General features: G+C 74.4%; 6 protein-coding genes. 1 reads left to right on the top strand and 5 read right to left on the bottom strand.

Annotated elements, in window-relative coordinates; translation table 11 throughout:
- Positions 1-13: 13 nt before the first annotated feature.
- The 5 genes from AB0C25_RS09290 to AB0C25_RS09270 all read right to left on the bottom strand — a co-directional run bounded on the left by AB0C25_RS09290 (position 14) and on the right by AB0C25_RS09270 (position 10,953).
- Positions 14-3,535, bottom strand: coding sequence for an amino acid adenylation domain-containing protein (locus tag AB0C25_RS09290; protein WP_357371224.1), 3,522 nt, complete (start codon positions 3,533-3,535; stop codon positions 14-16).
- A 48-nt stretch (positions 3,536-3,583) separates the two neighbouring features.
- Positions 3,584-3,799: a hypothetical protein gene (locus tag AB0C25_RS09285; protein WP_357371222.1), complete on the bottom strand. Its 216-nt coding sequence runs from the start codon at positions 3,797-3,799 to the stop codon at positions 3,584-3,586.
- Complete coding sequence (locus tag AB0C25_RS09280; RefSeq protein ID WP_357371220.1) at positions 3,796-6,879, bottom strand: thioesterase domain-containing protein; 3,084 nt, start codon at positions 6,877-6,879, stop codon at positions 3,796-3,798. Before AB0C25_RS09280 ends, AB0C25_RS09285 begins: the two co-directional genes overlap by 4 nt.
- On the bottom strand, positions 6,876-10,388 hold the full coding sequence (locus AB0C25_RS09275) for an AMP-binding protein (RefSeq protein WP_357371218.1): 3,513 nt from the start codon (positions 10,386-10,388) through the stop codon (positions 6,876-6,878). The genes AB0C25_RS09280 and AB0C25_RS09275 overlap by 4 nt, the downstream gene beginning before the upstream one ends.
- A gap of 319 nt (positions 10,389-10,707) precedes the next feature.
- A complete protein-coding gene (locus tag AB0C25_RS09270; RefSeq protein ID WP_357371216.1) occupies positions 10,708-10,953 on the bottom strand; it encodes a DUF2267 domain-containing protein in 246 nt (81 codons plus the stop codon).
- 254 nt (positions 10,954-11,207) lie between these two features.
- Between AB0C25_RS09270 and AB0C25_RS09265 the strand changes: the two genes are divergently transcribed.
- A complete protein-coding gene (locus tag AB0C25_RS09265) occupies positions 11,208-11,696 on the top strand; it encodes a hypothetical protein (RefSeq protein WP_357371214.1) in 489 nt (162 codons plus the stop codon).
- The last annotated feature ends 26 nt before the right edge of the window (positions 11,697-11,722 follow it).

The following is an 11,722-nucleotide window of genomic DNA, read 5'->3' as shown; positions in this document are numbered from 1 at the left end:
AGGCTGTCCTTCGTCACGCGGAGCCGCCGGGGCGGCGAGGTGGGTTACGACGGGTACGGCCGCGGCGTGCGGCGGCCCGCAGGGCGGCCCGGGCCAGCTCCGGCCGGTCGGCGGCACCGTCGAGGCTGGCGGCGAGCGCTCGGACGGTGGGGTGGCGGAACAGGTCGAGCATGCGGATGGACCGGCCGGTCGCGGCGGTCAGCCGGGCGTGCACGGCGGCGAGCGCCAGCGAGTGCCCGCCGATGTCGAAGAAGTTGTCGGTCACCCCGACCCGGTCGTGCTCCAGCACCTCCCGCCAGATCCCGGCGATCAGCTCCTCGGTCTCGGTGAGCCCGTCCGGGCCGACAGGCATCAGCGCGGGTGGGGGGCCGACCGGGTCACCGCCGGCGACCGTCATCGCGCCGAGCTGCGGCACCCGCACGGTGGGTCGGGGCAGCGCGGTGGCGACCTCGCGGGCCGGTGTGTCCGCCGCCGCGGTCAGCGCGCCCACCAGCTCGGCCAGGTCGGCGAGCAGGTCGTTGACGCGCCCGGCGTCGAACAGGTCCGGGTTGTAGACCACCTCGACGCCCGTACGACCGCCGTGCTGCACCACGTAGACGGTGATGTCGAACGGCGAGCCCGGCTTGGGCACCGACACCGGCTCGGCGGCCAACCCGGTCAACGTCAGCGCGGGCGGCGCGAAGTTGAGCACGTTGAACAGCACCTGCACCAGCGGTGCGCGGGCGGTGTCCCGGCCGACGCCGAGCGCCTCGACGATGCGTTCCAGTGGGGCCCCCGGGTGGGCGGCGACCTCGTGCAACTCCCCGGCACAGCGGTCGACCAGCTCGGCGAAGCTCACCCCGCCGGTGCGGACCCGTACCGGCACCGTGTCGATGAAGAAGCCGATGACGTCGTCGAAGGCGGCCAACCGCCGGTCGGCGACGATCGCCCCGAGCACGTGGTCGTCGCCACCGGTGAGCCGCGCGATCAGCTCACCGAAGGCCGCCAGCAGCACCGCGGCGACCGTGGTGCCGCGACGCTCGGCCAGCTCGCGGACCGCGCGGTCGGTGTCGGCGGGCAGCCGGACCGCCGCCTCCGCCCCGGCGTACGTCTGCACCGCCGGCCGCGGCCGGTCCCGGGGCAGGTCCAGCACGGTCGGCACGCCGTCCAGGTGCCCCGTCCACCAGGCCAGGTCGGGCTCGCCCCGCAGCCGGTCGCGCTCGGCACGCCACACCGCGTAGTCGGCGTACCGGGCCGGCAGCGCCGGCAGTGTGGGCGCCGTGCCGGCCACCGACTGGGCGTACCCGGCGGCGAGGTCGTCGTAGCAGATTCGCTCCGACCAACCGTCGAAGACGGCGTGGTGCCAGGTGACGGCCAGCACGTGCTCGGCCGGGCCGAGCCGGTAGACGGTCACCTGCCAGGGTGGCCCGGTGGCCAGGTCGAACGGATGCGCGGCACCGGCGGCGAGCATCTGGGCCAGCTCCGCCTTCGGCTCGGCGCTGCCGGTCAGGTCGACCACCGGCACCGCCACGTCGGTCGGCTCGGCGCAGACCGCGTAGGGCACTCCGGCGGTCTGCGGGATGCGCCAGCGCAGCACGTCGTGCCGCTCGGCGACGGTCCGCAGTGCCGCGCCGAGGGCCGCGATGTCCAGCGGGCCGAGCAGCCGGTGCGCCACCGCGATGTTGTACGGCGCGCTGGACGGCGCGAGCTGGTCGACGAACCAGAGCCGGCGTTGCGGTGGGGAGAGAGTGGGCGGGTTGCCGGTGCTCAGCCGGTCGTCGCCGACGGGTGCGGCGGCCACCCGCTCGGCGAGCCGGCCGAAGGTGCGCTCGGTGAACACCTCACGGGTGTCGAGCTGCCGGCCCAGCTCGGCGCGCAGCGCGGCGACCAGGCGCATCGCCGCGATGGAGTTGCCTCCGGCGGCGAGGAAGTCGGTCGCCGGCCCGGGTGCCGCGCCGAGCAGCCGGGTCCAGATGCCGGCCACGGCCGCCGCGAGGGGACCACCGGGCACCTCCGGAGCGACGGTGTCGGCGGAGAAGGCGGTGCGGTCCGCGGCCAGCGCGCGCAACGCGAGGCGGTCCAGCTTGCCGCTGATCGGGCTGATCGGCAGGGCCGCGCTGCGCAGCACCCGGGCCGGCAGCATCGCCGTGGTCAACCGACTGCCGGCGTACGCGCGCAGCCGCGCGTCGTCGGGGGCATCCGCCGGAGTGAGGAACGCGACCAGCTCGGTGCCGGCCGGACCGGGCACCGCCTCGACGGCCACCCCGGTCACCCCTGGCAGGTCGGCGAGCACCGCCTCGACCTCGCCCAGCTCGATGCGCTGCCCACGGATCTTCACCTGCCGGTCGGCCCGGCCCAGGTAGACGATCCGCCCGTCCGGGTCCTGCCGCACCAGGTCGCCGGTGCGGTACAACCGCTCGCCGGGCAGCCCGGAGAACGGGTCCGGAACGAACCGCTCGGCGGTCAGCGCCGGCCGGCCCAGGTAGCCGTCGGCCAGGCCGGGCCCGCCGATCAGCAGCTCACCGGTCTCGCCCGGCGGCACCAGGTCCAGCACCGCGTCCACCACGTACGCCCGGTGGTTGGGCATCGGCCGGCCGATCGGTACCGGGTCGATCTCGGTGGCGCTCAACGGGCCGCTGACTGCCAGCACGGTCGTCTCGGTCGGGCCGTACGCGTTGAGGAAGCGGCGGCCGGGCGCCCAGCGGGCGGCCAGGTCGGCGGGCACCGCCTCGCCACCGCAGAGCACCGTACGCCAGCCGGGCAGGTCGGCCGGGTCCAGCATGGCCAGCACGGTGGGCGTGATGAAACCCCAGTTGACCTCGTGCTCGATGATGAACCGGGTCAGCCGGACCGGGTCGGCGCGATCCGATGCGCCGAGGAGCTGCACCGTCCCGCCGAGCAGCAGCGGCACGAACAGGTCGATGGTGGCCGCGTCGAAGCCGAGCGACGCCAGGCCGAGGCTGCGTACGCCGGCGTCGGCACCGCTGAGCGCGGCCACGCCCGTGACGAACTCCACCACATTGCGGTGGCTGGTCAGCACACCCTTGGGTCGACCCGTGGAGCCCGAGGTGAACAGCACGTACGCCGGGTCCCCGGGACGGGCCGGGCAGGGCGCGAGGGGGGCGGGACCGGGCAACCCGATCGCCTCGACGCCGGGGGCGTCACCGAACTCGGTCTCGGCGGCGTCGCCGACCACCAGGGAAATGCCCGCGTCGGCGGCGATCCCGCGAAGCCGCCGACGCGGGCCGCCCGGCTCCAGCGGCACGTAGCAACCGCCGGCCAGCAACACCCCCAGCACGGTCGCCACCAGCTCCGGCCGGCGGCTGCCGCACACTCCCACCAGACTCTGTCGGCCGACGCCGCGGGCTCGCAGCGCGGCAGCCACCCCGGCGGCCTGGGACAGCAGCTCGGCATAGCTGAGCCGGCTGTCCCACTGGCGCACCGCCGTCGCGTCCGGCGTACGGGCGGCCTGCGCGACCACCAGCTCGGCGATCGTCGCGTCCGGCCAGGGCAGGGCCTCGCCCCGTACGGCGTTGCTGGACAGTAGGTCGGTCACCCGTTCCCCCCGGGATAGCTGTGCGGATCGGTCATCTGCAGGCGCAGCTCACTGACGTGGCCGCGGCTCTGCGCGTCGGTCACCCAGCTGTCGCCCGGTGCCGGTAACAGCTCGGTGACCACGACCGCGTTGGGCGAGCAACCCGTCGGCAGCGTCCGGGGCGGCGACGTCGGTCAGACCCTCGGCCGGGAAGCCGGCGGTACGCAGCACCACGTCCCGCCACGCCGACCAGCCCGTCCCGCCCAGTGGCAGCACGTGACTCATCGGACCGGTTCCGGCTCGTCGGCGTCCACGATGTGCAGTCGCAGTTCGCTGAAGTAACGCCGACCGGCCCCGTCGGGCACCCAGGCGTCCTGTTCGGTGGGCAGCATCTCGCTGACCACCACCGTCGTGTCGTCGCCGCCGTCACGCCGGGCCGCCCGGACCATCACGCAGAACATGTCAGCGAAGGCGGGGCTGCTCAGGTCGACGAAGCAGGGCTTGGTCTCGGTGCCGAGCTTGACGTACACCTGCTCGGGCAGGCCCAACCGACGTCGCCAGTCCCGTACGGCCAGGAAGCGGGCCCGCTCACCCTGCGCCGCGCCGAAGTCGCACGCGCCGACTGTGGTCCGCCAGGTCTGCCGGGCCACCACGAGCCGGTCCAGCGTGATCCTCGGGGTGTACGGGGCGGCCGCGACCAGCTTGAACCCGTCCACGGCGTGCAGGCTGAGCAGCCCGGCGCAGACCTCGGTCAGGAGCCAGCGCTGCCCGTCGGGGGCCACGACCGTCAGTCGGCCGTCCTCGTCCCGCACGGTCAGCGCCACCGTGGGCAGCACCCGGTCCGGGTCGGCGTTGGGCGCGGACGCGAAGGCCACCTGCCGGTCGGTGGGGCCGATCAGCGACTCGGCGACCCGGCTGGTGCGGCGCGGCCAGTCGGTGGGATAGAGCAGCCGGATCCGGTTCGGGCCGAGGTCGGCCGCCAGCGCGTCGCGTAGCCGCTCCACGTCCGGATGTGCGGCCGTGAGCACCGCACAGTCGAACGACGGCCAGGCGGCGTGCAGCTCGCCGAGCACCACGGTGTAGTCGCCGCGGGCCAGCGCGTCGGCGTCGGCCGCGCAGATCTGCAGGTCGGGGCTGTGCAGCCGGGAGTTCGACCAGTTTGGCCGGAGAACGGGGAAGACCTCGTCGACCCGGGCGGCCAGGTCCGCCACGTCCAGCCGCACGTCGGTGCTGCCCGGCGGCAGGTCGGCCAGCCCGAACAGCCCCGCCCAGCGGGCCGCGAAGTCGCCCGCCACCGCGTCGACCGGGCGCGGCCCGCTGCCCCAGAACATGCCCTGGACCAGGAACCACAGGTCGGACAGGGCCACCGGGGCGTCGCCGGCCTCGGCGCGCAGCTCGTCGTACAGCTCCCGGAACACCACCGCGTACGCCTCCTCCAAGGCGCCGGCCAGCCAGCGGGCGGCCCGCAGCAGCACGGCGAGCGGGGCGGCGATCCCGTCCAGCAGCGGTGCGCCGAAGACCACGTCCAGGTCACGGCTGGTGTCCTCGTAGCAGAGCGTCCGACCGGCGTACATCTGCCCGGCCCGGCGCTGCGCCGGCTGCCCGGTCAGGTCGGTGAACGTCTCGTCGAGCGCGTTCAGCGCGGCGTGCAGCCGGTCCGGATCGCCGGCCGCGGCGGCGACCGCGTCCCGGGCGGCGCACAGCCGATCGAAGCCGGCCTGGGCGGCGGCCCGCGCGGGGGCGTCGCCGACCTGCGTGATCCGCTGCCGCAGCACCTCCTCGGCGGCCGGGCTCACCGGCAGCGCGGCGTCCCAGGTGGCCAGGTCCCGCTGCACCAGCCGGTCGAGCAGCGCGTACCCGTCCTCCGGCCGACGCAGACCGACGGCCGGGTCGGTGACCAGCTCGTGGGCGGGGCGGTGGCCGTCGGCGGCACCGAGCAGTGCCGCCTCGACCGGCGACAGGGGCACCGGGGGTCGACCCGGCCGGCGCACCTCCCGGCCGGCGAGGCTCAGGTGCGGGGCGAGCTGGGGTGCCCACCAGCGGCGGACGGCCAGGTCCTCGGCGATCCGCTGCGCGTACACGGTCAGCGCCCAGGACTCGAACCACACCCAGCGGTCACGGGTCAGCGCCGCTCCCGGCCGGACCTCGGCGGCGACCGGCAGCTCTGGGTCGAGGGTGACCCAGCAGCTCGGGCCGAAGAAGCCGACGGTCTCGTTCTTGCCGCAGTAGCGCTGCCAGTACCTGATGACGGCCCGTTCGCGCTCGCGCCTACGGGTGTTGCGGGGAGCGTCGGAGCCACCACGGATCAGCCCGTCCAGGGTGGGCAGCACCCCCCGGTTCTGCCAGGTGACCGCCTCGCGTAGCAGCGGGTCGGCGGCCAGCTCGGTGATCCGCCGGGTGGCCGTGGACAGCGCCTCGGCGAACTCCTTGTCGAAAACGTCGGCGCCGGTGCCGGTGGTCAGCAGCTCGTCGGCCGCCGCGGCGGCGTGCGGCGCGGACAGTAGGGTCAGCCCGTCGGCCGGGAAGCCGGTGCTGCGCAGGACGGCGTCGCGCCACACCGACCAGCCGGTGTCGCCCAGCGGGACGCGGTGCGCGGCGGCGGCCGCCCTCGGCGCGGCGGCCGGCGGTTCGGCGCTGAGCGCCGCGGTCAGGTCAGCGCGGATCGCGTCGGCCAGGTCGGGCAACGCGTCGTGCAGGAAGAAGTGCCCGCCGTCCAGCTCGTGCAGGGTGAAGCCGGCGGCGGTGTGCTCCCGCCAGGCCGCGCTCTGCTCCCGGGTCACCGCCGGGTCGCGCCGGCCGGTGAACGCGATGATCGGCACCGGCAGCGGCTCCTCGGGCCGGTACCGGTAGGTGTCCACCCGCTCGAAGTCGGCGCGCAGCAGCGGCAGCAGCAGGTCGACCAGCTCGGGGTGCTCCAGCACGCCGGCGGGCAGGCCGCCGCCGGTCCCCAGCCGGCGCAGCAGCTCGTCGTCGTCCACCTGGGACAGCCCGTCGAAGATGGTGGGCGCGGTGACGTGCGGTGCGCGGGCGCCGCCGACGTAGAGCCGCAGCGGCAGTGGACGCCCGGCGCGGCGCAGCTCGCGGACCACCTCGAAGCCGAGCCGGCCGCCCATCGAGTGGCCGTAGATGGCGTAGGGCCCGGTGGCCCGCCCGGCGATGGCGCTCGCCACGTCGACCACCCGGAACCGGGGGTCCTCGCTGATCCGGTTCTCCCGGCCGGGGAGCTGCACCGGCAGCACCTCGATGTCCGGACCGAATCGGCCCGGGAAGTTGCGGAACGCGCCGGCTCCGGCGCCGGCATAGGGCAGGCAGAACAATTGCGCCGGTGCCGGATCGCGGCTGCCGGCGGAGAGGAACCAGTTCACCGAACACCTTTCTGAGGAGGTTCGATCCAGTACCGCTGCCGCTGAAAGGGGTAGGTGGGCAGCGAGGTTCGTCGGACGCCGCCGGCCGGGTGCAGGGCCGTCCAGTCCAGGGACCGGCCGGTCACCCAACCGGCGGCCAGGTCGCGCAGCGGGCCGGCCGGACCGACCACTCGGGTGTCCGTGGCCAGTAACGCGTCGAGCGCGGCGACCGCGTCGGCCGGGGTGGTGGCGACCACCGAGGCCCGGCAGCCGAACTCCCGTCGGCCCAGCGCCAGCGTCGCGGCGACCTCGGCCAGCGTGGGCGCGGTGCCCGCCAGGTGCCGCCGCAGCCGGGTCAGGGCCGCCCGCAGGGCCGCGGGGGTACGCGCCGACACCGGCAGCAGGTGCGCGCGGGCCGACCCGGTGTCGACCGGCTCGACCGCGGGTGGTTGCTCCACCACGACGTGCGCGTTGGTGCCGCCCAGCCCGAACGAGCTGACCCCGGCCACCCGGCGCGGCACGTCGGGCCAGTCCCGCGCCTTCGTCGGTACGTAGAACGGACCGGCGGCCAGATCGATCTCCGGGTGCGGACGGGTGAAGTGCAGGTTCGGCGGGATGACCCCGTGCTGTACGGCCAGCACCGCCTTGATCAGCCCGGCGATGCCGGCCGCGGCGTCGAGGTGACCGATGGTGGTCTTCACCGAGCCGAGCGCGCAGGTCTCGGCGGGGGCGGCACCCTCGTACACCTCGTGCAGCGCGGCCACCTCGATGGCGTCCCCGAGCGGCGTACCGCTGCCGTGTGCCTCGACGAGACGGACCTCGCCCGGGGCGACCTCGGCGGCGGCGAGCGCGCCGGCCACCGCGGCGGCCTGCCCGGCCGGCCCGGGGACGGCGTAGCCGGCCCGGTCGGCACCGTCGTTGGTGACCGCCCAGCCGGGCAGGATCGCGAGGACGCGGTCCCCGTCGGCCTGCGCGTCGGCGAGCCGACGCAGCGCCACCACCCCGACGCCGGAGCCGAAGCCGGCGCCCTGGGCGGCCTCGTCGAAGGCCCGGCAGCGGCCGTCCGGTGAGGCCAGGCCACCGGGGGTGTGCCGGTGCCGGGGCCAGGTGACGCTCACGCCACCGGCCAGAGCGATGTCGCACTGGTAGTCGGCCAGGCTCTGCGCGGCCAGGCAGACCGCGACCAGCGAGCTGGAGCAGGCGCTCTGCACGGCCACCGCCGGCCCGGTCAACCCCAGCCGGTACGCCACCTGGCCGGGCAGGTGGTCGGTGAGCTGCCGGCCGATCAGGCGGGCCTCCCAGTCGTCCGGATCGACGTCACCGATCACGGCCGGGTTGTCCATCAGGTGAAAGAGGAAGTAACGGTTGACGGAGGTGGCGCCGTACACGCCGACGAGGCCGGGGAACCGGGTCGGGTCGTGGCCGGCGTCCTCCAGCGCCTCCCACGCGGTCTCCAGGAACAGCCGGTGCTGCGGGTCGGTACGGGCGGCCTCCTGGTCGCCGAAGGAGAAGAACTCCGCGTCGAAGTCGGCGATGCCGTCGAGTCGCCCGGTGGCCTTCACGTGCCGGGGGTCGGCGCGCAGCCCGGGGCCGACGCCCAGCGCCGCCAACTCCTCGTCGCTGTGGTCGTGGATGGCGTCCACGCCGGCGCACAGGTTCCACCAGAAGGTGGCCACGTCCGCCGCTCCCGGGAACCGGCCGGCGAGACCGACCACGGCGATCTCCTCGCCGGTGTACTCGCGGACGCCGACCGACGAGGAGTACGCACCGCCGGTGGACGGCGACGCGGTGGACGCCGAGGCGGTCGCGACGGGCGGGGCCGGCAGGTCGGCGGACGGCGGCGGGTCGACCAGTCGAGCCTGGGCGGCGACCGTCGGATGGTCGAAGAGCCGCAGCAGCGGCAGCCGGACCCCGAACCGTTCGGTCAGCCGCTGCTGCACCTGGCCGAGCAGCAGGGACTGCCCGCCGACGTCGAAGAAGCTGTCGGTGCGGCCGACAGCGTCCCGGCCGAGCACGGTGCACCAGATGTCGTGCACGATCCGCTCGGTCGGGTTGGCCGGTCGATCCTCGGCCAGCACGGCCCGGGCCGGCGCCGGCAGCGCCCGTTCGTCGATCTTTCCGCTGATGGTCAGCGGAAACTCGGCGACCGGCACGACGGCGCGGGGCAGTGCGTACTCGGGTAGTTGCCGGGCCAGGGCGGCCCGCAGCGCGGCCGGGTCCACCGGTGTCCCGGTCGACCGGACGTACGCCAGCAGCTCGCCGTCGCGGGCGATGGCACGCACCTCGGCGACGCTCGGCTCGGCGGCGAGCACCGACTCGATCTCGGTCAGCTCGACCCGGAACCCGCGCACCTTGACCTGCCGGTCGAGGCGGCCGAGGCAGCGCAGCTCGCCGGTGGGCAGCAGCTCGCCGAGATCGCCGGTGCGGTACGCCGGCACCCCGTCGGGGTCCAGCCCGAACCGGTCGCTGACCTGGTCGAGGTAGCCGGGGGCGAGGTGCCGGCCGCGCACCACGATCTCGCCGTCCGGTGTCAGCCGCAGCGCGTACCCGGGCAGGGCGGTGCCGATCGGCAGCGGCCCGGTGGCCGTACGGTCGACGTCGGCCAGCGGCAACGCGGACCGGGCCGCGAAGGTCATCTCGGTGGCACCGTAGCCGTTGACGAGCACGCAACCCGGGGCGAAGTGACCCTGGGCGCGGGCGGCGTCGGCGTAGCTGGCCTGTTCGCCACCGAGCAGCACCACCCGGACCCGGTCGAGCCGGTCGACGCCGGGAGTGTCCAGCAGGTACCGGAAGACCGTCGGGGTGGAGTGGTAGACGGTGACGCCGTGCCGGGCCAGTTGCTCGACGGCGTACGCCAGCCCGTGGCGGCGCAGGTCGACCGGGACGACGGCGGCGCCGGTGAGCAACGCCGGGTAGAGGTCGGGGATGGCCGCGTCGAAGCTGAACGAGGCGAGCAGGCTGAGCCGGTCGTCCGGACGCAGGTCGAGGGTGGCGATCTGGTTGTCCACCACGTGCAGCAGGTTGCGGTGGGTCTGCCCGACCGCCTTGGGCCGGCCGGTGGAGCCGGAGGTGAACAGCACGTACGCGAGGGCGTCCGGGTCCACCGACACCGGCCGCAGCGGCGCCGGCCGCACGTCGACGGCGGGGACGACCCGCGTGCCGGGCCGGTCGGTGGCGAGCCGGCGGGCCAGCTCGGTGTGCTCGCCCCCGCTGAGCAGCACGGTGACGTCGGCGCCGTCGACGAGCTGGCGCAGTCGCTGCTCCGGGAAGCCCGGGTCGAGCGGCACGTAGGCGGCGCCTGCGGCGAGGGTGCCCAGCATCGCGGCGATGGTGCCGGCGCCGTGTGTGGTCAGCAGTCCGACCCGGTCGCCGGGTTGAACGCCGGCCCCGGCCAGCAGCTCGGCGTGGCCGCCGGCCAGGCCGGCCAGGCCGGCGTAGTCGAGCGGGCCGGTGTCACCGAGCACGGCGGGATGGTTGGGCCGGGCGGTAGTGGCATCGCCGAAGCGACGGATCAGCGTCGAATTTTCCATCTCAGGACGCGCACATCGCTCCACGCAAGACGGACACGCCGCGGCCGGCTACATTGATCATGATCCCCCCAGGACTTCACGATGGAGCGAGCATAGGACTCAATGCCTGGCGCGGAAGATCATTGACTAGAGTCGACCCGAAGGGCTAGCGGGTGATCAGACGAGGGATGACGAAAATCGTCCGATCATCCCCCTGGTGCAGTGGCGGATTTTCGCCTAAAACGATCACCAGGGGCTCTTTTTGCGGTCGCACATTCATTGCGTAGAGGAATTTCCCGACCAGAGGCATCGGGGTCGCTCCACGCTCTGCGCCGTGGGTTCAGCGCGTGAACGGTTCCGGCGGGACGGGGCCGACAGCACCGTCGTCGTCGCGCGGCAACCGCGACACCATCTCCCGGAACTCCCGCACCATGACCGCCTCACGCAGGGTGGCGAAGACGGCGCCAGTGCCGCTCCGGGCGGTGGCCGGGTCCACCCCGGCGCGCTGCCCGACGCGGCGGAGGAAGTCCTCCGGCCCGGCGGCGGCCAACTCCGGGTGCCCGTGCAGGAGCAGTCCACGGCGCACCAACAGCGCCTCGGTGATGCGGGCCGCTCGATCCCGGTGCGGACCCGGATCGACACGCCCAGACCCGACACTGGGCCGCACAGGTACTGACGCGCCCGCAGCGACCGACCCGCCCACGGTGACGTTGACTTTCACCGGTACGGTGCGGTAGAGGTCCAATAAGGATCCGTCGACTTCGGGGCTAGTCGCTGTCGCTCCGCTGCGCGAAGCGGCCCTAATCGGGAGGAAGTGGGTCTACTTCCGAGTTAGGTGGGATGAGCAGGCGAGCTATCTGGGTTGCCGCAGCCGTCGCCGTGGCACTCGTTGTCGGGGTGGTCTGGTGGGCGCGCGTCCGCTCTAGTTCGAGTGAGCAATTGGTCGCCGCCGGCCGGGAGCTTCGCAAGGCGGGCGTCAGCGTGGTGGTGCCAGCGGCATGGCCGAAGAACCGGCTGGAGTGCGGGACCCCGGTGGCCGACACCTACGTACTCGATCCCGGCAACGTGCCGATGTGCGCGTTGAGCCCGGAGCCGAAAGTCAGCTACGTGGCGCTGCGCGAGTCGGACCTGACCGCGGACCCGGCGAACAGTGCCGCCTCGACGGCCGGCGAGATCGGCGGTGTGCCGGTGCGTATCGGCGCGGGGTCGATGCCGGACGGGCGTACCCGATGGCTGATGGTCGTGCCCGACCGCGACATCGTTGTCGAGGTCGTGTCGACCGACCCGGGGCTGGTCGAGACGATCTCCGGGTCGGTGCGGATCGACTGACGCGGCGCGGTTCCGGCGGAGCGGGG

The organism is Micromonospora sp. NPDC048839 (genome assembly GCF_040649915.1).
In the GTDB taxonomy this organism is placed as follows: Bacteria; Actinomycetota; Actinomycetes; order Mycobacteriales; family Micromonosporaceae; genus Micromonospora.
The sequence above is the reverse complement of the archived record's forward strand: the minus strand, read 5'-3'. Positions and strand labels throughout refer to the sequence as shown.